Source organism: Synechococcus sp. 1G10, assembly GCF_002252625.1.
Taxonomy (GTDB): domain Bacteria; phylum Cyanobacteriota; class Cyanobacteriia; order PCC-6307; family Cyanobiaceae; genus Regnicoccus_A.
The window spans coordinates 65805-88357 of the sequence record NZ_NQKW01000003.1; the positions used below are offsets into that span (position 1 = coordinate 65805).

At 62.3% G+C, this 22553-nt stretch carries 21 protein-coding genes and 1 pseudogene; 8 read left to right on the forward strand and 14 right to left on the reverse strand.

Annotation, left to right across the window (positions count from 1 at the left end; genetic code table 11):
* Positions 1–12: 12 nt before the first annotated feature.
* Positions 13–1677, reverse strand: a complete 1665-nt coding sequence (locus CJZ82_RS03745; RefSeq protein ID WP_094554597.1) for an NAD(P)/FAD-dependent oxidoreductase — start codon at positions 1675–1677, stop codon at positions 13–15.
* Positions 1678–1798: 121 nt separating this feature from the next.
* Between CJZ82_RS03745 and CJZ82_RS19305 the strand changes: the two genes are divergently transcribed.
* Entirely contained in the window at positions 1799–1933 is a 135-nt protein-coding gene (locus tag CJZ82_RS19305) for a hypothetical protein (RefSeq protein WP_255380774.1), read from the forward strand.
* Between the two features lie 36 nt (positions 1934–1969).
* Positions 1970–2755, forward strand: coding sequence for an MBL fold metallo-hydrolase (locus CJZ82_RS03750; protein ID WP_094554466.1), 786 nt, complete (start codon positions 1970–1972; stop codon positions 2753–2755).
* On the opposite strand, the gene CJZ82_RS03755 is transcribed toward CJZ82_RS03750, so the two are convergent.
* Positions 2707–3546: an Npun_R2479 family HD domain-containing metalloprotein gene (locus tag CJZ82_RS03755; RefSeq protein ID WP_198949646.1), complete on the reverse strand. Its 840-nt coding sequence runs from the start codon at positions 3544–3546 to the stop codon at positions 2707–2709. The two genes, CJZ82_RS03750 and CJZ82_RS03755, sit on opposite strands and share 49 nt — an antisense overlap.
* Positions 3547–3747: 201 nt before the next feature.
* Here CJZ82_RS03755 and gorA point away from each other — a divergent pair, with 201 nt between their 5' ends.
* The 3 genes from gorA (at position 3748) to CJZ82_RS03765 (ending at position 6081) form a co-directional block, all read left to right on the forward strand.
* Positions 3748–5124, forward strand: coding sequence for a glutathione-disulfide reductase (gorA, locus tag CJZ82_RS03760; protein WP_304442153.1), 1377 nt, complete (start codon positions 3748–3750; stop codon positions 5122–5124).
* 116 nt (positions 5125–5240) lie between these two features.
* Entirely contained in the window at positions 5241–5513 is a 273-nt protein-coding gene (locus tag CJZ82_RS18820) for a PleD family two-component system response regulator (RefSeq protein ID WP_233130023.1), read from the forward strand.
* Positions 5485–6081 (forward strand): response regulator transcription factor, encoded by a 597-nt coding sequence (locus CJZ82_RS03765; protein ID WP_233130024.1) that lies wholly within the window; start codon positions 5485–5487, stop codon positions 6079–6081. Before CJZ82_RS18820 ends, CJZ82_RS03765 begins: the two co-directional genes overlap by 29 nt.
* A gap of 343 nt (positions 6082–6424) precedes the next feature.
* On the opposite strand, the gene CJZ82_RS03775 is transcribed toward CJZ82_RS03765, so the two are convergent.
* Positions 6425–7084: a ferritin gene (locus CJZ82_RS03775; protein WP_233130025.1), complete on the reverse strand. Its 660-nt coding sequence runs from the start codon at positions 7082–7084 to the stop codon at positions 6425–6427.
* Positions 7085–7261: 177 nt separating this feature from the next.
* Between CJZ82_RS03775 and CJZ82_RS18235 the strand changes: the two genes are divergently transcribed.
* Both CJZ82_RS18235 and CJZ82_RS03780 read left to right on the forward strand, forming a co-directional pair.
* Entirely contained in the window at positions 7262–7435 is a 174-nt protein-coding gene (locus CJZ82_RS18235) for a hypothetical protein (protein WP_158218482.1), read from the forward strand.
* 132 nt (positions 7436–7567) lie between these two features.
* Entirely contained in the window at positions 7568–8872 is a 1305-nt protein-coding gene (locus tag CJZ82_RS03780) for an FAD/NAD(P)-binding oxidoreductase (protein WP_094554469.1), read from the forward strand.
* 1 nt (position 8873) lies between these two features.
* Here CJZ82_RS03780 and CJZ82_RS03785 read toward each other — a convergent pair whose 3' ends face one another.
* The 3 genes from CJZ82_RS03785 to CJZ82_RS03795 all read right to left on the reverse strand — a co-directional run bounded on the left by CJZ82_RS03785 (position 8874) and on the right by CJZ82_RS03795 (position 11972).
* Positions 8874–9701, reverse strand: coding sequence for a lysophospholipid acyltransferase family protein (locus CJZ82_RS03785; protein ID WP_094554470.1), 828 nt, complete (start codon positions 9699–9701; stop codon positions 8874–8876).
* Positions 9702–9839: 138 nt separating this feature from the next.
* Entirely contained in the window at positions 9840–10826 is a 987-nt protein-coding gene (cysK, locus tag CJZ82_RS03790; RefSeq protein ID WP_094554600.1) for a cysteine synthase A, read from the reverse strand.
* A gap of 48 nt (positions 10827–10874) precedes the next feature.
* Positions 10875–11972 carry a calcium/sodium antiporter gene (locus tag CJZ82_RS03795; protein ID WP_233130026.1) on the reverse strand — a complete coding sequence of 366 codons (1098 nt, stop codon included), beginning with the start codon at positions 11970–11972 and terminating at the stop codon, positions 10875–10877.
* Positions 11973–12203: 231 nt separating this feature from the next.
* On the opposite strand from CJZ82_RS03795, the pseudogene CJZ82_RS03800 reads away from it, so the two are divergent.
* Positions 12204–13890: pseudogene (locus CJZ82_RS03800) on the forward strand (SulP family inorganic anion transporter).
* Between the two features lie 33 nt (positions 13891–13923).
* On the opposite strand, the gene CJZ82_RS03805 reads toward CJZ82_RS03800, so the two are convergent.
* The 8 genes from CJZ82_RS03805 to CJZ82_RS03835 form a co-directional block, all read right to left on the reverse strand.
* Positions 13924–14451 carry a Crp/Fnr family transcriptional regulator gene (locus tag CJZ82_RS03805; RefSeq protein WP_094554471.1) on the reverse strand — a complete coding sequence of 176 codons (528 nt, stop codon included), beginning with the start codon at positions 14449–14451 and terminating at the stop codon, positions 13924–13926.
* A gap of 375 nt (positions 14452–14826) precedes the next feature.
* Positions 14827–14970: a hypothetical protein gene (locus CJZ82_RS18590; protein WP_198949647.1), complete on the reverse strand. Its 144-nt coding sequence runs from the start codon at positions 14968–14970 to the stop codon at positions 14827–14829.
* A gap of 105 nt (positions 14971–15075) precedes the next feature.
* Complete coding sequence (locus CJZ82_RS03810; protein ID WP_094554602.1) at positions 15076–16047, reverse strand: extracellular solute-binding protein; 972 nt, start codon at positions 16045–16047, stop codon at positions 15076–15078.
* Positions 16048–16274: 227 nt separating this feature from the next.
* Complete coding sequence (locus tag CJZ82_RS03815; RefSeq protein WP_094554472.1) at positions 16275–17450, reverse strand: GTP-binding protein; 1176 nt, start codon at positions 17448–17450, stop codon at positions 16275–16277.
* 289 nt (positions 17451–17739) lie between these two features.
* Positions 17740–19347: an iron uptake porin gene (locus tag CJZ82_RS03820; RefSeq protein ID WP_094554473.1), complete on the reverse strand. Its 1608-nt coding sequence runs from the start codon at positions 19345–19347 to the stop codon at positions 17740–17742.
* Between the two features lie 139 nt (positions 19348–19486).
* The gene (locus CJZ82_RS03825) at positions 19487–20284 is read right to left on the reverse strand and encodes a hypothetical protein (RefSeq protein WP_198949648.1); all 798 of its coding nucleotides are present in this window, start codon (positions 20282–20284) and stop codon (positions 19487–19489) included.
* Positions 20285–20371: 87 nt separating this feature from the next.
* On the reverse strand, positions 20372–21385 hold the full coding sequence (locus CJZ82_RS03830) for a multicopper oxidase domain-containing protein (protein ID WP_094554474.1): 1014 nt from the start codon (positions 21383–21385) through the stop codon (positions 20372–20374).
* Between the two features lie 75 nt (positions 21386–21460).
* A complete protein-coding gene (locus CJZ82_RS03835; protein WP_094554475.1) occupies positions 21461–22537 on the reverse strand; it encodes a metal ABC transporter substrate-binding protein in 1077 nt (358 codons plus the stop codon).
* Positions 22538–22553 lie beyond the last annotated feature (16 nt).

Here is a 22553-nt window from a genome sequence, read left to right on the forward strand (position 1 = left end):
GCCTGGATCGAGTCATAACTGGTTTGGGCCCGGCACCCCCAGCAGGCTGCAGGCCACCGCTTCTGCCACCCGAATGCCATCGATGCCGGCGGAGAGGATGCCACCGGCATAACCGGCGCCCTCCCCGGCTGGGTAGAGCCCGCGGGTGTTCAGGCTCTGCAGGTCAGGGCCCCTCGGGATCCGTACCGGCGAGGAGGTACGCGTTTCGACCCCGGTAAGCAGGGCTTCGGCCATGGCGTAGCCGGGAATGGTGCGCTCGAAGGCTGGGATCGCCTCCCGCAGAGCGACGACGGCGAACTCCGGCAGGCAGGCGCTCAGATCAGCGGGGGTGGTGCCGGGGGCGTAGGAGGGCTGGATCGATCCCGGCGGGCGGCTGACCCCATGGCCCGCCAGAAAATCGTCGAGCCGCTGGACGGGCGCCCGATAGCTGCTGCCGCCGAGGGCAAAAGCCTTGGCTTCCCAGTGACGCTGGAAGGCAACTCCGGCCAGGGGGTCGTCTGGTCCCTGGCCGTAGGGGAGCAGATCTTCCAGCTCCAGTCCGACCACGATGCCGCTGTTGGCATTGCGCTCGTTGCGGGAGTGTTGGCTCATGCCGTTGGTGACCAGGTGGCCGGGCTCAGAGGCGGCTGCCACCACCAGCCCGCCGGGGCACATGCAGAAGCTGTACACGCTCCTGCCATCGCCGAGATGATGGACAAGCTTGTATTCTGCTGCGCCGAGTCGCGGGTGGCCCGCGCAGGGCCCCCAGCGGGCCGCATCGATCAGCGCCTGGGGATGCTCGAGGCGCACTCCGATCGAGAAGGGTTTGGGCTCCATTCGCACCCCGCCTCTGTGGAGGCTGGCAAAGGTGTCGCGGGCGCTGTGGCCCACCGCCAGCACCACATGACGGGCCGCGTGACAGGAGCCATCGGCGAGCACAACTCCACAGACCCGTTGTCCCCCTGGGGCCGCTTCGGTCTCAAGGCACACCACCTCGCTCTGGAAGCGGATTTCGCCTCCAAGGGCCTCGATGCGGCTGCGCAGTCCCCGCACCACCGTGGCCAGCTTGAAGGTGCCGATGTGGGGGTGGTGCAGCGTCAGAATCTCGGGATTGGCCCCGCAGGCCACCAGCTCCAGCAGCACTTTTCGCCCGAGGTGACGGGGGTCCCGCACCTGGCTGTAGAGCTTGCCGTCAGAGAAGGTGCCGGCTCCACCCTCGCCGAATTGCACATTCGAATCAGGGTCGAAAGGCCGCTGGCCCCTCCAGAAGCCGAAGGTGTCGGCTGTGCGTTCCTTGATCGGCTTGCCCCGCTCCAGCAGCAGGGGCCGCAGCCCCATCTGGGCAAGCACGAGCGCGGCGAAATAGCCACAGGGCCCTGCCCCGATCACGATCGGACGCTCGGGCCGCTCTGAGGACCCTGGTTCCAGGCGAGCCGGGAACCGATAGGTGGTGTCGGGAGACGGGCGCAGATGGGGGTCCTTCCGCCAGCGCTGCAGCAGTGCCTTGGGATCGGCCACCTCCAGATCGAGGCTGTAGCTGAAGCGGATGGCGTCCTTGTTGCGGGCATCGACGCTGCGCCTGACCAGCTTCAGAGCCCGCAGGCTCTGGGCTGGAAGCCCAAGCCGCTTCAGCACTGCCTGGCGCAGATCGTCGTCGGTGTGATCAAGGGGGAGCTTGAGTTCGCTCAGCCGCAGCACGGTGCCTGCCTGGTCCCTGGGGAAATGTTGCTTGAGCATGTATTCCAGCAGCCCGCCACCACGGGCGCATCAGGGCTGTCAGGCTGGGGCCACGAATCCGTTGACATTGCGGCTGTTGTTTATGGGTCTCGCCCACTGCCCGCTCTGCGTTGCCCTGGCCGTCATCAGCCTGGTACGTGGCGGCGCCCTGGGGGTGCTGCTCTTTCGGCTGTGCTTCGTTGAAAGCCAGTCACGTTGGCGCCTCAGCGCTGCCTAAGTTCGAAGGTCAAACCAGCTTTCGAGCTCTGGCTCCATGGCATTCCAGGCCACCTACTTCGGCGTCAACGGCTGGCTGCTTGATTTCGACGGCTGCCGCATCCTGCTCGATCCCTGGTTGACGGGACCCCTGGAGTTTCCTCCCGGCCCGTGGTTCTTCCGGGCCGAGCTCAACCAGGCCTGGTCGGTTCCCGATGGACTGGATCTGCTGTTGCTGACCCAGGGGCTCCCCGACCATTGCCATCCAGCGACCCTGGCGCTGCTGGATCCCAGTCTGCAGGTGGTGGGCTCGGCCGGAGCTGCCGCCAAAGCCTCCCAACTGGGCTTCCAGGCGGTCAAGGCCCTCGTTCCTGGGGAAATGTTTCAGTACGGCGAGCTGACGATCACCGCAAGTTCCGGGGCCCCTGTGCCCCAGGTGGAGAACGGATACTGTCTGCAGCATCCCGCCGGCAGCCTCTATGTGGAACCCCATGGCTTTCTCTCGGCTGACCTCCCGTCCCAGCCGATTGATGCGGTGATCACCCCGGTGCTCGATCTGGGCCTGCCCCTGGTGGGAGCTTTCATCAAGGGGAAGCAGGTGCTGCCCCAGCTCCTGGAGCGCCTCCAGCCCAGGGTCGTCCTGGCCAGCACCAGTGGTGGTGACGTGAGTTACGAGGGCCTCCTGACCCGGATCCTCTGGCAGAAGGGGACCATGGAGGAAGCAGCTGGGGTCGTGGCGGCCGGCTCCCGCTTGATCGATCCAGTGCCTGGTGTGATCTACGACCTGCAGACCGCTCAGGGAAGGATCAGCAGTTCATGTTCCACCATGAAAATGTTGCCGTAGAGATTGGCGAGGATATCTTTGCCCGCCTGAGTAAGCTCTAGATATGGAATCGCATTCTTGATGTAGGGGAACACCTGGCCCCAGTAGAAGGTTGGATAGGCCTTGAGCAGCTGCCCGGGATTATCGCAGCCCAGCGCCTTGTTCACTCCCGTTTCCTCGAACTCCCAGAACAGGGCCGGAATCTTGTTTAGGTAACGGGGATCGCTGAGCTGGCCAATCAAATCAGAAGCCCGCACCAGGCCGGGCATGTGGGTGGTGCACTGGTGATCGGTGGAGGCGGGAACCGGAAAGCGGGTGAGCTCGATGTTGCTTTTGATCGTGTCGGCATCGATCAGCCCGTGGCCGCCGAATCGCTCGTCGATGAACAGCTTGCCGCGATCGATGTGGTACGGCGTGAGTGCTGCGCAGGTGGCACCTTCCTTGAGCCTCACCGATTCACCATTGACGCCTGTGGCGTAGTGGCCATCTTTGTCGTCACGACAGACACCCTTGATGTAACCAATGTCGTGGCAGAGATGTGAAATTGTGAAATGCAGCCAGTCTTCCGGCGTGACGCCTCCCTCTCTCAGATGCTTGCCATAAAGAATATGCTGGCCCACCAGGGTGACCAGGATCGTGTGCTCGACATCGTGGTAAAGAGCATCACCGGTGGCGATGTTTTCCAGAGCCATCGAAGCCGCCCAGGAAATGATCTCCTCGTACTCACGCTTGAGCGTGCCGTAGGAGGATCGATAGATGGCGACCAGACGTTGCTGTACGTCGGCAATCATCAACCGTGTGGCGTTGAACATCGCGGATGGTGACGGACTGCCCGCCTGATTCTTCGCTACAAGCTTGCCACCTTCTCAGCGGCTGTGAAGACTGCACGGCAACCGATCGACCATCCTGGCAGCAGTGCACCAGCTCTCACCGTGACCACCAGCGTAGATCCGCCGGCCAGCCCACAAGCCAGCCCAGAAGCCAGCTCCACCGCTGCTCACGACCGCTACGACCTGGTGGTGATCGGAGCCGGATCCGGGGGGCTGGCCGCCGCCAAACGCGCCGCCAGCCATGGGGCGAGAGTTGCCGTGATCGAGGGGGACCGGGTCGGGGGGACCTGCGTGATCCGTGGCTGTGTGCCCAAGAAGCTGCTGGTCTACGGATCTGCGTACCAGCACCTGTTGGCCGATGCGGCCAGCTATGGCTGGAGCGTGGGACCGACCCACTGCGATCCTTCCCAGCTGCTGGCGGCGGTGCGCGCGGAGGTGGATCGCCTCAATGGTTTGCACATCGGGTTTCTCGAGCGCGCCGGGGTGGAGCTGGTGACGGGCTGGGGGCGCTTTCTCGATGACCATCACCTTGAAGTTGTCGGCCGCGATGGCAGCTCGGATGGCAGCTCGGATCGCAACGCTGATGCAAGCCGGCGCATCCTGCGCGGTGAACGCCTGCTGATCGCCACAGGGGGGCGTCCGCACCGCCCATCGATTCCTGGGGCTGAGCTGGGCTGGGTGAGTGATGACATGTTTCTGCTCGAGGGTCTGCCCCAGCGGGTGCTGATCGTGGGCGGCGGCTTCATCGCCTGCGAATTCGCCTGCATCCTGCGCGGTCTTGGGGTGGAGGTGGATCAGTTCGTGCGCGGTGATCACCTGCTGCGGGGTTTCGACCGGGAACTGAGTGCCGCCGTGCACGAGGGCATGGAAGCCGACGGGATCACCATCCACTTCTCCCAGACCCTGACCGCCATCACCGGCAAGGCCGGTGAGCTGGTCGCAACCACCTGCCAGGGACGAGAGGAGCCCTGTGGCGGCGTGCTGCTGGCAACGGGCCGCCAACCCTTTCTGTCCGGCCTGAATCTGGCGGCGGCTGGAGTGGAGGTGGACGGCGGCCGTATCCCGGTGGATGCGACTCAACGCACCAACGTCCCTCACATCTTCGCTGTTGGGGATGTAACCGACCGCATCAACCTGACTCCGGTGGCGGTGGATGAAGGCCGTGCTTTTGCCGACAGCGTCTACGGCGGACGAGCCCGGCAGGTGGACCACGACCTGGTGGCCAGTGCCGTGTTCAGCCAACCGGAGCTGGCCACGGTGGGCTTGAGTGAGGAAGAGGCCTTGGCCCGCTACGGCTCCGAAGGGATCCGTCTCTATCGGGCCCGCTTTCGCTCCATGGCCCAGGCCCTGCCTCAGCGCGGCCCTCGCTGCCTGCTGAAGCTGGTGGTGGAAGTGGTTTCAGGCCGGGTGCTGGGCTGCCACATGGTTGGTGATCACGCGGCTGAGATCATCCAGATGGCGGCGATCGCGATCGGCATGGGGGCCACCAAGGCAGATTTCGATCGCACCATGGCCCTCCATCCCAGCGTGGCCGAGGAGTTCGTGACAATGCCCCAGTGAGCAAGGCTGGATGAGCGCGGCCTGGGGGGAAAGATCACGAAGCTGTCAGCGGATAGAGACAGCGGCAACATTGATCACCTTCTGTGGGTTAATGGAATTTCGAGTCATACGTTGCGATGGCCGATCTGGTTCTGCTCATCGACCATGAACGGACAGGGCGTGAATCCCTGGCCACTCAGTTGCTGGAAGCAGGCTTCCTGGTGGCGGAGGCCAAGGATGGTCATCGAGGCCAGGCCATGGCTCTTCAGGCCAATCCGCAGCTGATCGTGATGGATCTGTTGCTGCCGGGAATCGACGGTCTCACCATTCTGCAGCGCTTGCGGCGGGATCAACGCACCAGTCACCAGTCGGACCCCGATCATGGTGCTCACGGTCCTGAGCAGCATTGATGACAAGGTGCGGGGCTTCACCTCCGGTGCTGACGACTACCTGATCAAGCCCTACGCCCCTGAGGAACTGCTGGCCCGGGTCAAGGCACTGCTTCGAGGGCGAGCCACCACACCCCAACTGGTGCGGGCACCGGATCTGCTCAGTTACGGCCCACTCACCCTGGTGCCGGAACGCTACGAAGCCCTCTGGCTTGAAACGCCAGTACGCCTGACACGCACGGAATTCGAACTACTGCACTGCCTGCTGCAGCGCCATGGTCAGGTGGTGCCCTGGGCAGTGCTCCTGCGGGAGATCTGGGGCTACGGACCCGAGAACGACGTGGAATGCATCCGCACCCACATCCGCCATCTGCGCGGGAAGCTGGAACGCGACAGCCACAGGCCCACCCTGATCAAAACGATCTATGGGATTGGCTACTGCCTGGACCTGCCCCTGGATACGGCCACGGAGGCTTACGTCAGCAAAGGACGCCTGGGACTGGTGGAGCAATCCCCCGATCAGCTCGGTTTGACCAGCGCGCCAAGCTCCCGGGGCTGGGAACGAGGAACATGCCGTCTTGAGGCCTGAGTAACATTCATCACATCGATCGGTCGTTCCTGAACGTCCAGCCATGGCCAATGGCGCTTGGATGGATGCAGGATTTTTCTCCTCTCCCTGAATCCTGTGAACGACACCTGCCCCTGGATTGATCCCTGCCTCGAGCGTGTGGCCTGCCCGGTGATGAGCACGGCCAAATCGAGCGGAAAAGGCTGCAAAGCCAAGAAGTGCTCCAACTGGAAAGGCGGTCGCTGCCGCTGTGGCCGCGACTGAACTCCAGCCGTCCTGCTCCAGGGGATCTGATCCGCTGGAGCAAGACGATTTCTCAGGCAGAAGACTGCTGAAGCAGAAGTCAGCTCAATCAGAAGACGGCTCAGACTGCGGTAGGTCCAGCAGCGCCGGTGAGGGATTGGTCCAGGATCATCAGTGCGCCGAAGTCGGTGCCGCAGTGACGAACCTGGGCGAGCAGATGGGCCACTTCACTCTCGGCATCCACCTGAGTCTTGATCATGGGGTCAAGAAAGATGGAGCTGCGGTAGTCGCCGCAACGCTCAGCCAAGCTATAAAGCTGTTGCAAGGATGTCGTAACTTCTGCTTCCATCTCAAAGGCGGATATCAGTACGTCTTCGACATTTGTCCACGTCTGCCTCGGTTGGGGAAGGGCTGAGAGCTCAACCGGCTGGGATCGGGCCACCAGGTAATCAACGAACAGACCAGCATGGGCCCGTTCGCCATCGGATTCAACCCTGGCATAGGTGGCAAACCCATTCAGTTCTCTCTGGGTGAACCAAACGGCGATTGAGAAGTAGGTATAGCTGGCCATCAATTCCATCTGCAGATGGTTGCACAGTCCCTGGTGCAATTCGGCCTCCATCTCCTGGGCCACCGGCCGTCGCGGCAGCAAGGGAACTGCATTCAGGCCGGTGACGCTTGCCGGATTGCTGATCAACATGGTTCCACTTCGGTTGCCCCAGTCTACAAAGGCACCCTGGCTCGCTGCCAGCGCCTGCTCGCCTGCACCCCTGACCTGCACCCGAGCCTTTAACGTGGAAGTCTTCTCCAGCTAGATCTTTTCCTGTGCATGCCTGAGGACTCGCTCGCCCATGGCAGCATGCCAACAGATCTGGTCTCACTGACCCGCTTGTGCTGGTCCCTTGGGGTGAGGAGTCGGCAGGCCCTCCAGGCCTCAAGGAGTTGCTCCAACCCGCAGTTGCGCACCAGGTTGGAGCACGATTTATTGCATTTCCGTCTGCAGAGCAACACCATCGCTCACCATGCCGAGACGGTGGCGGCGTCGCTGGATTCGCTCCATTGGGAGGTTGCGCTGCTCCGTGAAGTGGTGCGCCGCAATCAGCGTCAATTCGGGCTTTCCACGACCGGCTGACCCCCTTCTCTCCCCTGCGCTTCGTTCCCGCAACGATTGAAGAGACGGTGTCGAAAGGCCATGAGAGCGCCCCCACAGCCGTTGTCGAGTGGTCCCGGCGGGCCCTAGACAGGAGAGGTGAGATCAGATGTCATGAGCCCATCCAGCCCGTCGCAGCAGCACCACCAGATCCTCATCGTCGGCGGCGGAGCGGCGGGCATCACGGTGGCCAGCCAGTTGCTTCTCGCCCGGAAAGGTCTTGACGTGGCCATTCTTGAGCCCAGCAGCGATCACTACTACCAGCCCGGCTGGACCCTCGTGGGCGGAGGGGTGATGACCCAGGAGCAGACCCGTCGTGATGAGGCCGGCCTGATCCCCGCTGGTTGCAGCTGGATCCGGGCAGCAGCCGCCAGCTTCGAGCCGGAGGCCAATCAGGTGACCACCACCGACGGGGCCACCATCAGCTACGACGCCCTGGTGGTGGCAACAGGGCTGGAGCTGCGCTGGGAGCGGATCAAGGGGCTGGAGGAGGCGCTGGGTCGCCAGGGTGTCACCAGCAACTACTCCCGGGAACACCTTCCCTACACCTGGGAGACCATCCGCCATTTTCCTGGCGGTACCGCGATCTTCACCTTTCCGGACACCCCGATCAAATGCGCCGGAGCGCCTCAGAAGATCATGTACATGGCCGATGACATCTTCAAGGCCACCAGTGGCGTTGGGGTCAACACCAAGGTGGTGTTCGCCACCGCCGGGCCCGGCATCTTCGGTGTTCCGGTCTATGCCCGGGTGCTGAAGAAGGTGGTGGAGGAACGGGGCATTCAGGTGCTTCTGCGCCACAACCTCAAGGAGATCAGGGCCGATGAGCAGGTAGCGGTCTTCGAGGTCAGCGACGCTGAGGGGTCAATCTCCAGAGAGGAGATTCCGTTCACGATGATCCACGCCGTGCCGCCGATGTCGGCCCCCGATGTCATTGCCCAGAGCCCGTTGGCCACCAGCGCCCCAGGTGGCTGGGTGGAGGTCGACAAGTTCAGCACCCAGCACGTCCGTTATCCCAATGTCTTCTCTCTGGGGGATGTGTCGTCGTTGCCCACCTCCAAGACCGCCGGGGCGGTGCGTGGTGAGGCACCGGTGCTCGTGGCCAATCTGCTGGCCCAGCTCGCCGGCAAGCCTCTTCAGGCCCGCTACGACGGTTACAGCGTCTGCCCGCTGATCACCGGCTACGACAAGGTCGTTATGGCCGAATTCGACTACGACCTGCAGCCCGTGAGCTCCTTCCTGATCGACCCCACCCGCGAGCGCTGGAGCATGTGGCTGATGAAAACCAAAGGTCTGCCCTGGATTTACTGGAACAGAATGCTCAAGGGGCAACCCCATGAGAGCCGCTTCCTCAAGCCCTTCAAACCGCTGATGCAGGCCCTTGGACTCTTCTACAAGGGCGAACCGTCCGCCAGCTGAGTCAGCTGGTGCGGGCCAGTTCATCGAGCTGGTCCTGCATCTCCAACACCACCCGCTGGTAGCAGGCCTGCACGTAGGTCCTGTCGCGGCTGGCGGCATGACCGCTGCGCTCGAAGCGGATCGGCCGGCAGACCCGGGTGTGGATCTTGGCAGGCAGGGGCAGGTTGGGCAGTGGCCCCACAGCCAGGCCCCAGGGCAGGCCGAGGTAGAGGGGAAACACCTCTGGGTCGATGCCGAATAGCCAGGGCACGCCTCGTTGATGCCAGCGCTGCATCGGTTCGTAGCAGTCCTCCAGGACGATCAGGGTGTCGTGGCTGCCCCAGGAGATCAGCGGCACGATCGGCACACCGTGCCAGAGGGCCAGCCGGATGAAGCCCGTCCGCTCCCTGAACTGGATGGTCTGGCGGAGGCGGTGCGGCCGGAAGGCATCCTGGCCGCCGCCGGGGAACACCAGCAGGCTGTCGCCTCGCTCCAGCACGGCCATGGCCCCACGCGGGAAGTAGGGAATCGCCCCGGTACGGGCAGCCAGTTGCGCCGCCTGGGGAAACACCTGCCACACCTTGGGATGGGCCAGACCGTAGACCCTTCGCTCCAGACCGATGCGCCGGAACCAGTCGAACATCAGCATCGGCAGGTCAGGGCTGGCCAGCCCGCCGTTGTGGGATCCCACCAGCAGCAATGGTCCTTCGCCAGGTATGTGCTCCCAGCCGCTGGTGCTCACCCGGAAGTAGTGGAGGTAGAGCCATTCCCAGAGCGGCATCAGGCGCTGGATCACCTCTGGATCGCGCTCGGCCCCAGGTTCATGGCCCGGCGTTGGGCCTTCAGTCATGGGATTGGTCCTTCAGTTGTGGGATTGGGTGAGGCCACCGCGTGAGTTGTTCCCCATGACAGCGTCCATTGATCGTTCTCCGCGCCTGCGCAGCCTGGTGGCCGAGATCCTGGTGCTGACGTGATGCTGATGCGGCGGTTACCGCTCCACCGGAGCCAGTCCGGCGGCATCAAACACTCCTTCGAACAGCACCGAACTCAGGTAGCGCTCCCCGGAGTCAGGCAGCACCACCACGATGGTCTTGCCGGCGAAATCCTCTTCAGCGGCCAGGCGCAGGGCCGCCACCGTGGCGGCTCCGCAGGAGATGCCCGCCAGGATCCCTTCTTCGCGCATCAACCGCCTGGCCATGGCCACGGCCTCCTGGTCGCTGACAGCCTCGACTCGATCCACGAGGTCAAGATCAAGATTGTCGGGCACGAAGCCGGCGCCGATCCCCTGAATCTTGTGGGGCCCGGGCTGGGCTGGTTCGCCGGCCTTCGCCTGCGCGATCACCGGGCTGTTCACGGGCTCCACCGCCACAGAGAGCAGCGACTGCCCACGTGTGGTCTTGAAGTAACGGCTGACCCCGGTGATGGTGCCGCCCGTACCGACCCCCGCCACCAGCACATCCACCTTGCCGTCGGTGTCGTTCCAGATTTCCGGTCCGGTGGTGTCGTGGTGGACCTGGGGATTGGCAGGGTTGGAAAACTGCTGAAGGAGTACGTATCGATCGGGATCGGAAGACGCGATCTCATGGGCCCGTCCCACCGCGCCGGTCATGCCGAGCTTGCCCTCGGTGAGCTCGAGCCTGGCGCCGTAGGCGGTGAGGAGCTTGCGGCGCTCCAGGCTCATTGATTCCGGCATCGTCAAAGTGAGCGGAATCCCCCGGGAGGCGGCCACGAAGGCCAGAGCGATGCCCGTGTTGCCGCTGGTGGGCTCGATCAGCTCCTTGCCAGCACCGAGTCGTCCATCCTTTTCTGCCTGCCAGATCATCGCGGCACCGATTCGGCATTTGACCGAATAGGCGGGATTTCGTCCCTCGATCTTGGCGAGCACCGTGGCCCGGCTGTCACCGACAACCCGGTTCAGCTTCACCAGAGGGGTGCGGCCGATGCTCAAGCTGCTGTCAGCGAAAATCGACGCCATCAAGGACACCATAACTCTAGGAACCCTCGCACCCTCGGGCCGCCAAGATCAATTGCCAGGCTCAGCTTGCACGCTCAATTGGCGCGAATGTTGCCAGACATGGAAGGCCAGCAGCAGCACCAGCGCCGGAACCACGAACCAGATGGTGAAGCTGCGCAGAGGTGAGGCCAGGGCCGGGATGGTGAGCGGGAGGATCTGCTCAACCAGATAAAGACCGTAAAGGCCGACCAGAAGGATTCCTTCCTTCCGGGAAATCACCCCGCCGGTCCAGAAGATGGGCAGCAGCGCCAAGGTGGTGGCCACCATGATCGGAAGATCCCGCTGGACCATCACAGGATCCACGCTCAGACCTCTCGATCCTGAGAGAAAGGCGCACCCCCCCAGGATCACCAGCTGGTTCAGCAGGTTGCTGCCCACCACATTGCCGATAGCGAGATCGGACTTGCCCTTGAGGGCCGCCATGATCGATGTGACCAGTTCCGGCATCGACGTGCCTGCCGCCACGATCGTGAGACCGATCAGGGTTTCACTGACTCCAAGGCTGAGCGCAATGGCCGTGGCACCTTTCACCAGGATCTGGGAACCCCACACCAGCAGGCCGAGCCCGGCAGCCAGCTTCACCGACGCCGGCAGATAGCCGCCCTCCGCTTCCGAGGAATCGATGTCACCGTCACCGCCGCTGGGCCCTTCTTCCCGGGCCGTGCGCGTTTCCCAGATGGTGTTGATCACAACTCCTGTAAGCAGGGCCAGGCCCGCCTGCCAGGTGACCCTGCCTGCGGAGGCCATGCCCCAGACCGCCATCGACACTGCCAGCAGCACCGGCACGTCGCGGCGGATCAGGCGGCTGTGCACCCTCAGCGGCAAGATCACGGCACTGATGCCGAGCACCACCAGCACATTGAAGATGTTGCTGCCCACCACGTTGCCGACCGCAATGTCGTCAGCGCCCTGCAGCGTGGAGAGAAGGCTCACGAACAGTTCCGGGGCGCTTGTGCCCATCGCCACCACGGTGAGGCCGATCACCAGCTGAGGCACCCCCAGAAGCAGGGCCAGGGCCACCGAGCCCTGGACGAACAGTTCTCCACCACCGAAGAGCAGGAGGATGCCCACCAGGATCTCGATCACACTCAGCAAACTGGTCTCCACGGGGACCCCGATTATGCCTTGTGATAGCAGGGAAGGAACAGCAACCTTGGCCTCCAGCTCGAGACCGCCCTGCACTCATCAGCTCAAGGTCTCTGGTTGTATACGTTGTCACCAGGCTGACAGATTGTCACATCCTGGGCCGATCATCCCAATCGCCGAGATCTGGGACATTCCTCTCTCTTAACGTCCGATTCAATCATCAGTAAGGACAGTGTGGCCATAGCCCGCCCGATGAGCTGGTTGAACCAGATCAATTCACAACACATCAAAGGGGATGTGTTCGGCGGTCTCACGGCAGCTGTGGTGTCCTTGCCAATGGCCCTTGCCTTCGGTGTCGCCTCCGGTGCCGGTGCAGTGTCGGGACTCTGGGGCGCAGTGCTTGTTGGTCTGTTCGCCGCACTCTTCGGCGGTACTCCCACCCTGATCTCGGAGCCCACCGGTCCGATGACGGTGGTGATGACAGCGGTGATCGCCAGTCTGACGGCGAAGGCGGCCAGTCCTGAACAGGGACTGGCCATGGCCTTCACGGTGGTGATGATGGCCGGGGCGCTCCAGATTCTGTTCGGTTTCCTGAAGCTGGGCCGCTACATCACGCTGATGCCCTACACGGTGATTTCGGGCTTCATGTCCGGCATCGGTTTCATCCTGATCATTCTTCAGCTCGGTCCTTTCCTCGGTCAGGCCATTCCCAAGGGGGGCGTGATGGGTACGCTCACGGCCCTGCCCCAGCTCATCCCAGCCACGCATCTGCCGGAGCTGATCCTGGCGTTGGTCACTGTCGCGATCATCTGGTTCACGCCAGCCCAGGTGAAGCGGTTCGTCCCACCCCAGCTGTTGGCGCTCGTGGTCGGAACGCTGCTGTCGCTCTCACTGCTCCGTGGCGACGTCAGCCCGGAGGTGGAAGGGATCCGCCGCATCGGCGACATCCCCAGCGGATTCCCCCAACTGGTGTTGCCCCACTTCGAGCCAGGCCTGTTGCAGTTGATGGTGGTCGATGCATTTGTGCTGGGTCTGCTGGGCTGCATCGATGCCTTGCTCACCGCTGTGGTTGCCGACAGCATCACCCGCACGGAACATAATTCCGACAAGGAGCTGATCGGCCAGGGACTGGGCAATATCGTGTCTGGCCTGTTCGGTGGCATTGCTGGTGCCGGCGCCACGATGGGCACCGTGGTGAACATTCAGACGGGAGCGAGATCCGCTCTCTCCGGCATCACCCGTGCCCTGGTTCTGATGGTGGTGATTCTGGGGGCCTCAGGTCTGGCCGCTTCGATCCCGATGGCTGTACTGGCCGGCATTGCCTTCAAGGTGGGGTTTGACATCATCGATTGGAGCTTTCTGCGCCGGGCCCACCACGTCTCGATGAAGGGGGCATTGATCATGTACGGCGTGATCCTGCTCACCGTGCTGGTGGATCTGATCGCCGCAGTCGGTGTGGGCATCTTCGTGGCCAATATCCTCACGATCGAGAAGATGAGCACCCTTGAGACCAAATCAGTGAAGGCGATCAGCACCGCCGACGACGACCTCAACCTGCCTGATAACGAGAAGGACCTGCTGGATCAGGGAGGCGGCAAGGTGCTGCTGTTCCAATTGATCGGTCCAATGATCTTTGGTCTGGCCAAGACAATCTCCCGTGAGTGAGCACAATGCCATCCAGGAATGTGATTCGATTGTGTTTGATCTCAGTGAGGTTTCGCATATGGGAGTCACAGCTTCTCTGGCCCTTGAGAATGCCGTCAAGGAAGCCCTGGAGAAACAGCGCAATGTTTACGTGGTGGGTGCTGAAGGCAGCACGCTGCAGCGCCTCAGGAGCCTGAAGGTGTATGGACTGCTGCCTCCCGATCATGTGGAGCTGAGCCGGGCGGAAGCCCTGACCGATGCTGTCAACTCCCTGCCCAAGATGGGCAGGGCCTGAAGCCCATCCTCAACTCACAATGAAGTTGGAAGATCAGGACTGCAGCACGAAGCCCCAGGTGGTGGCCTTTACGCCAGGAAGATGGGGAAGTAGAAGATCGCCGTGGGCCATCAAGTTGATCTGACCAAGTGTCTTGTACTTATTCAGGCTCTTGGTAACGGTTACCCGGGTCAGCCCAGTCAGTTCAGCGAGAATCTGGTGGGTCAGATTCATGTCCTCCAGTGAGAGACTATGCCCTAAACTATTAACTCGACCAAACTGCGCAGCCAGCCAGCGCAACATGGTCAGCAGGCGATCATCGGCCTTGCGGATCCGGCTGATGCGCATGATTTCCATCGAGCGGCTGATCTGCCGGGTGAGAGATTCAAGGACTTCGGCATCCGTGGCCGTACGTCCCTCAAGTGAGACAGCGGAGATCGTGCTGATTTCGTTGCGGCACTCAAAGGTTGCCTGGCTACCGAGGATGAGATCGCCGGGCCCCCATATCATCAAAGTGACCAGTTCAGCATCTTCATTCCAGGTGACCTGCCGGACATAGCCATCGCTGATCAACCAGGTCATTCCAGTCGGTATCACCGAGTTAGGCTTGAGTTGAAGGAATGGACAATGTCCAGGGTTGGGTGGTGGCATCACTGGACATCAGCACTATCGAGGGACTCATCCAAGGAACACAAAGACGGCCTGGTTGAAAGAGAACCGGCCTGGAACAGCTGCTCGTCTGGTTGGTGGTTCGTGGTTGGGCAAACCTAGAACCGCCACATTCCCTTGGGGAGGCGGGTTCAGACAGGATCGACAATTCCCGGGATCAGCCGCGTTAATCAGTCGAGGTTCGGCTCCAACCTCAGACACAAAAAAACCACCGGTGGCACTGGACACCGGTGGCTGAGTGGGGAACAGATGATTGGGCCGCTGGACTTGGCCGTTTGATCTAGGCGCTCAGCGACCTCGAGAGACCCGAACCGGGACCAGCACAGGTTGCATCATGCCGCCTCCGCCGTTGTCGTCGTCGGAATTGGTGGTGAGCCAAAAGGCCAGGCCGAACAACGCGAGAACGCTGGAGGCAAGCAGCAGTTCGGCCATCGATCGGGCTCAGAGTGCCCGTAACCTAGCCAGAATTCATGTCCATGCTGTGACCGATGCTGCGGTTGGGTCGGTCCAGCCCGATGCCCGCACGCAGATGACGTGTCACTTCCAGCCGTTTCGCTCCATCAGGGCCACGGCCCCTCGGCTCTTGAGACCCAGTTGCTCTGCAGAGATGTTGTCAGGGCGGAAGCTGCCCATCCGCTTGAGGGTGGCGTTGTCGCCATAACCCTTGAGTGGGTATTCGTGATTGGCTTCGGCGTAGCTGCGTCCACCGCTGGTGGACGCGAGAAACTCCAGCAGTTTCAGGGCAGCCGCAGGATTCTTGGAGGCGGTGGTCACGCCACCTCCACTGATGTTCACGTGGGCTGGATTGGGAAAGACCACCCTGACGCGCTGGGCAAGGGCCTTGTCGGCCTCGCCACTTTCGCCTGAAAGCATCCGAGCCACGTAGTAGGTGTTCACCACTCCCACGCCGCACTGACCGTTGGCCACTGCCCGCACCAGGGGAGTATCGGAGCTGAAGAAGGGCTGGGTGACATTGCTGGTCATCCCTTTGATCCAGGCTCGGGTGGAGGCTTCACCACGCTGGATGATCTGGTCGGCCACCAATGACTGGTTGTAGGGACTCTGACGGTCGCGCAAGCAGAGTTGTCCTTTCAAGGCAGGTTTGGCCAGATCGGCATAGGTGCGGATTGTTGCCGGGTTGACCCGCTTTGGGTTCACCACCACGATCCTCACCCGGCGGGTCAGTGCATACCAGCGGCCCTTGGAATCTCGCAGGTTGGTGGGCACATCCCGGTTGAGAGCGGCCGATCTGGTGGGCCTGAACAGGCCAAGATCAGTGGCTCGGTCCAGCCGCGCGGCATCCACAAGCACCAGCACGTCGGCCTGGCTTTTGCTGCCTTCGGTGCGAAGACGTTCAATCAGGGCATCATCTTTGCCCTCCAGAAGCCTCACCTTGATTCCTGTTTTTGCCGTGAACTGCTGGTAGAGTTGCTTATCAGTGTTGTAGTGGCGGCCCGAGTACACACCAATTTCGGTACCTTTGGACGCCTGGGCCAATTCTCCGCCCATTTCCTTGGCAGCTACCTGGGGAATGGAGTCAGCGGCCGTGATGGAGGCGGTGAGAACGAGCAGACCGGTGACAACCTGCTGGATTGGACAGAGACAGAGGAGCTTTGCCAAGATTGACGGCGGAATTGAACGCCTAGACGACGCCTCAACCGTAGAAATGACCCGATCAAAGGCCTCGATTCAATGGCACAAGGCTTGGTGATAATTGGGACCTGATCGGTTGTGATTTAGGCAAATCCGCGGCCAGGGTCCTTGGCCACGCAGGCCTGAAGCTGGCGGCGCAGGCGCTGGTGATCGAGATTCTTACCGATCAGGACCAGCTGGTTCTTGCGCTCACCATTCCAGTCAGAGTCGTCGATCGAGAAGCGTTTGCCGGCCAGGTGGAACACATGGCGGCGCTCGCTTTCGTTGAACCAGAGGATGCCCTTGGCCCTGAACACCTCCATGGGGAGCTGATTGTCTAGGAAGTTCTGGAATTTGCGCAGGGCGAAGGGTCCGTCGCTGGAAAATGAGAGCGAGGTGAACCCCTCAATGGCGAGATGGTCTGCCGGATGCTCGGAGGAACCCGCTTCGTGCTCATGGCCGTGATCATGGACATTATTGTGACCATGAGCATGGCCATGGTCGTGGTTGCAGTGACCATGATCGTGGTCACAGTCACCATGGTCATGATGATCGGTTGCCTCGGTCCCAGCTGCTGCAGAGGCGGCCACGTCGCCACTGGCCACCACCCGGTCTGATTCGAACAGTCCCACACTCAGCAGTAGTGGCAGGGCCACGTCTCCCTTGACTGAGCGCAGGATGCGGGCATCTGGTTTGAGATTGCGCAGCAGGGCTTCCAGCTGCTGCAGCTTCGTCTCCGGTACCAGATCACACTTGTTGAGCATCAGGATGTCGCCGTAGATCACCTGGGCACGACCCACTTCGCTCTCAAAGCTGCTCGCTTCGAAATTCTCGGCATCGATCAAAGTGATGATCGAATCGAGACGGGTGCTGTCACGCAGCTCGCTGCCCAGGAAGGTCATCGCCACTGGCAGAGGGTCGGCCAGGCCGGTGGTTTCAACCACCAGATAATCCACGGGCTCAGGGCGCTCGAGAATCCTCTCCACTGCTTCCAGCAGCTCTCCGTTGATCGAGCAGCAAATGCAGCCGTTGCTGAGCTCCACCATGTCTTCACCGGTGGCGATGATCAGGTCGTTGTCGATGCCGATCTCACCGAACTCATTGACCAGAACGGCAGTCTTGAGGCCGCTCTGGTTGCTGAGGATGTGGTTGAGCAGGGTGGTTTTGCCGGCACCGAGGAAGCCCGTCAGGATCGTCACCGGCAAACTGGTGGGGCTTGGATCCTGGATCCCCTCCTTGGCGGGAGTGGGCGCGGGCCGAGCAGGGGCAGTGCGGGTCATCACGGGCAAGCGGGGGCGACAGTCGCCTGGTGTTGGCAGTCTGGCGCCAAGGCCGTCGCAGGGGCAGAAGAGTGGGCACCAGGCCTGGGAGGACTTGCCTCAGCGCAGTTCGGGGGGCCGTTGTCGGCTTGGTTCCGAAAACCGCTGCCCCCGCTGTTACCGCCACCCCCACCCCCGGAAACCCGGTCTGCGTCAGTGCCCTGCCGGGTGAACCAGGGCAGCTGTCCCAGCCGCTGAGAACACCATCACCCTGCAGCGTTGCTCGTCAGACGTGGCCCAGAGGTTGGGCTCAGAACGAGAAGCTGGTCTTGACCAAGCCGCCCAGTTGTCGGAAGGAGCTGTCGCTGGGGGTGTCCTGGCCGAGGGGACGGCTCAGATAGAACAACGCCGGGGTGATCGAGATGTTGTCGGTGACCTGGAACTTGTACCACCACTCCCAGACGAAATTGCCGTCATCGGGGCTGTCACCTCCGCTCAGTGCCGTGGCGAATACCGGCTGACCCACCGCCATACCCAAGGTGTTTCCTTTGATCAGCACATCGGCCCACTCCAGACCCACCATCCACGACTGACTGACACTCAGTGCCCCGCTTCCGGGATCTGAGTCATAGGAGGTGGTGCCATATCCCCAACCGGCGCTGATCGAGGGGATCCAGCCCGACTGTTCAGGTTGCCAGTAGCCGCTGAGCCCGAATCCATTGGTGCGGCTGGAGGAGGGAACTTCGAATGCAGCTGTGGCGAATGGTGTGGCCCCTGGGATTGCCACGCCGTTCTGAATGTAGTTGTAGATAGCCGCCACGGCCCAGCGATCGCCGGCGTAGGCCAGCTGGGCGGTGCCGGTGCTCTGACTGTTGCCGTTGCCGAGTCCGCCACGGCTTGAGTCACCCAGAAATCCGGTGGCGGCCACATAGGCGGCGCTGAGACTCCAGCCGTTGCTTTGCCACCACAGGCCCGCGCCGGGTCCGGCGTTCTTGCTGTAGTTGAGCGTACTGCCGTTAAGGAAAAAGAGATTCAGGATTGGTTCAGTGACATAGGCGCTCGGCCAGACTGCCAGCATGTCTTCCTGGCCGAGCCGTCCGCCGATGGTGGCTGTGAAATTAGTACCGATCGGGAACTGATAATAGAGTTTGTCTATGCCGAGGGAGTCGGGGCCCGATGCTTCCTCGAAGGCAATCTCCAGTGTGGAGAGATTGCCGGTTGGCCCCGCACCGCCGAAGGCACTGGTGCCGAAGTTACCGGCCCGCAGAACTGTCCGCAGCAGATCTTTGCCAGTGAAGCTTGTGTCGAGGACCAGCTGCAGGTCGTAGTTGAAGCTGGTGGCGCCCACGTCCCGGTTGGCCGCATCCCGCAGATTGCTGGCACTGCCGCTGAAGGCATTGGTACCCACCACGAACGTGGCCAGTCCACTGAGCTTGGTGGTGGTGGAGAACTGGTTGGCCTCCAGCTCACCGACCTTGGCTTCGAGGTTGTCGACGCGGCCGCGCAGGATGGCGAGTTCCTTTTCGAACTCCATGAGCAGGCGGCGCAGCTCGTCGGTCGCCTCGGTGATCCGATCGAGGCAGGAATTGAGCCCAATGGCGGCTTCCCAGCGGCTCAGCGGCTTCTTGCCTCGGAAGGTGCCGTCGGAATAACCAGCGACGCAGCCGTAGCGCTCGATCAGGTTCGAGAGCGCCTGGTAGGCCCACTCGGTGGGCTGCAGGTCGGAGAACTGGGTGATGCTGCTGATCTGGTCCTGGCTGTTCTGATCGGAACCGCTGGCATACCGCATGACGCCTTCGAGATTGAGCTCCGCGGCGGAGGCCGCTGCCGGATTCAGCAGCAGCAGGGTCCAGAACGTAGCGGCTGCGGGGACGGCGACCCACTTGCACGGACTCGTAGACAGGTGGGGGCTGGACATGATGCTTGGCGGGGAAGACTGGTTAGCGGTCATGAATCATAATGATAACCATTCGCACTTGTCATGACTTCCAGGTGCTGGCTTCCCTGAAGGGCCATTCTCATCAGTGCTGGCCAGGAGCAGAGCCTGAGATTGCCGGTCAGATCGACTGGATCAGGGCCTGAACCTGGGCAGGTGTCTTGAGCGGATGAGCCGGTGGGATCGGAGCGGGCCATACCGGCAGTAAGGCCTCCAGGGCGTTCTTGACCTTGGCGTTCAGTTCGGGATCCCTGGTCTGCAGTTCCGACGCGATCTGCTGGTAGAGCTGTTTGGCATAGCGAACAAAACCGCGAGAATCCTGGTATTCAACGGTTTCGGTGAAGCGTCCATTGGTGATCGCAGCCGCATATTCACTACCGGCTGTGTCGAGAAGCTCGCGAATCACGGCGACGACAAATACAGGGTCATGGCGTTTCAGCTCCGGAATCGCCTCGAATGCTCTGTCGATACCCTGTTGAGCATCGACAAAGGCCACCCTGGTCTGGGGAGAAGTCGGTGCCGACTGAATCAGATCCACAAGTGTGTTGAGCTGCTGCTTGAAAGGAGGCACATTTTTCTCGATCAACGCAGGCTCGAGATCTCCATAGAGCTCTTCCACTGGATGGCCGATGTGCTGCTCGGCTGCCGGATAGTCCTTGAGTTCCATGAGTTCATCGGCTGCCAGCAGATGACCCTTCATCAACCCGAGCACAGCGGCATAACTGACGGGATCCTCGTGACTGCTTCGACCACCTTCCCCTCCTTCGCCGCCCTCCCCAAGCCCGTGGTGGGCTCTGTCGTCCTTGGCTGCTCCATCGCCTCCGCCGCCTGAAGGGAAGGGGGAGTTCCCGCAGGCCACGGTCAGGGAAGCCGTTGTGGCCACCGCAAGAAAGAGCGAAATGGCGCGGCGATTGATCATCAAAGCATGTTCGTCTGAGCTCAAGTGCATGGTGATGGCAAGCCGATGCTTCAGCTGATCAGAAGCGACATGCCCCGGTGATCAAAGTTACCGGCTCCCTGGCAGAACACGGAAGTGGCCCATACAACCACGCTCGGCGATCTGGTCCTGATGGGGATGAAACATGTACAGGCCCGGATCGCGGTAACTGAACTCCAGGATGTGGCGCTCGGCCATGCCCATCGTGATCACATCGGTGATCTCATCCGGGCGGGTGGAAAGGCCGCTGCGGAACACCTCGAAAAGGTTGGCGTGCAGGTGGAAGGTCAAAGGACCGTCCCACTCCACCATGTTGAGAAGATAGAGGCGAATCCGTTGTCCTTGAGCAATGGTGATGGGTTGATCCCTATACACATTCGGAAGGCCATTGAAGGCGTAGAGATCGTTGCGACCTGCTCCCTTTAGGTCGTACCCCCCCATCACCAGAACCATCTCGTCGGCCGCCCGGCGTGGCACTGGGGGATCCACGATCAACAGGCCGTAGAGCCCCTTGCTCACATGGCGCGTCACCGGTGCCACATGGCAGTGGTACGGGAAGAGACCGAAGGGTTCCGCGTCGAATTCATAGATCGTGCTGCCCCCGTGGCGCACCGGCCGGATGCCATCCATGGCCGCTGGGTGGACGCCGTGAAAATGAAGGCTGTGGGAGGTGCTGTCGTCATTGCGGAAGCGGATGCGCAGCCGGTCTCCGGCCTGGGCGCGCAGGGTGGGGCCTGGCACCCGTCCGTTAACGGCCCAGGCTTTGAAGGTCACGGCCCGGTTGAGCTGTAACAGGGTGGTATTGGCCGTGAGATCGAATTCCCGCACCCGGCGGCCGTTCTCCCAGCGAACAGTGCCGGAGTCAAACTCCCGCAACCCTGCCAGCCCCCCTCCTCCCTCAGAGGGATCGTCGCCGGGGCGATCAGGCAGCTCAGGGTGCTCCTCGTTTTCCATCCACCCCGAGGCACCCCTTCGTTGCACCAGCAGCCCCCCCAGACCCAGACCAAAGGCAGCGGCTACAAGCGGCACCACCTGACGCCGCCTCCACAGGCGCGGCTGGGCTGGATCTGGTGGTCGTGCCATGGCGTAGAGCGTGCTCCGTCATCCTCAGCCCGGCGTATCCCCAGGGTGATGTGACAAATGGCACCCCGCTGGGTCTCAGCTGATCCGCGACCAGGCCTGCACCAGGGCTTCACCGCCTTTGCGGTCACAGCTACCCCCCCAGCCCTCCACGATCGTGCAGGTGTTGCGCACCAGGGTGGCCATCAGGCTGAGCGGGGTATCAGGCCCCATCGCCAGACCATCGGCGGCCAGTGGCACCGGGGCGATCGGCACCCCGCTGAGCTCGCTGATGCGCTGCAACGCCTTGGCAGGGGGGATCTGCTCTGCGAACAACCGAGGCGTGGAATCGGCATTCAGAGCCTCGATCACCTTGCGGAAGCCTTCCGGCCGCAGGGCATCGCTGGTGCTGGTGGCATCCACCAGGGGCAGCTCCTTCAAGCCGTAGGCCTGAGCCAGGCTGGCAAAGGCTCGGTGGCTGCTGGCCAGAGCGGGCCAGGGCCTGGGGATTGCATCGAACTGCGCCCGGTTCCAGGCATCGAGGCTTTCGAGCTGCTCGGCCATGGCCTTTGAACGCCGCTGAATGTCCCCGGAGGCAGTGGGTTCGAGGCGGCCGAGCTGGTCGGCGATCACTGCCGCCATGGCCGCTGCCTGGCGTGGGTTGTGCCACACATGGGGGTCGTAGTCGCCGTGGTCGTGACCAGCGCCATGGTGGTCTTCAGCGCTGTGGTCATGGTGGTCTGTGGATTCGCTGCCGCTGACTGGCGTGAGCCTGAGGGGCTGGGTGACGGCCTGCTCGGAAACCGCTACAGCCCCCGGCAGACCCGAGAGGGCTGGGGTGAGGTCGAAGCCACTGATCAAAAGCAGACTTGCGTCGGTGATCTGGGCCTTCTGATCGGGTCTGAGCCGGAAGTCGTGGGGATCATCTGCCGGTTGCAGCAGACAGCTCACGGCCAGTTCGCCGCCGGCCAGCCGCTGGGTGAGATCGCAGAGCACCCCATCGGCGGCCACCACCCGGGGCTGGCCTGTGGGCGGGGTCTTGCTGGCTGAGGTTGATGTGTCCGGGCCCCGGCTGCAAGCCAGCAGGGAGAGTCCAAGGCCGGCACAGACCAGGAACAACGCCGGGTTGAGCGGGTGGCGCTGATCGGCGAGCCGGGAACCAGGGAACGGGGCCAAGTCTCATCGATGTCAA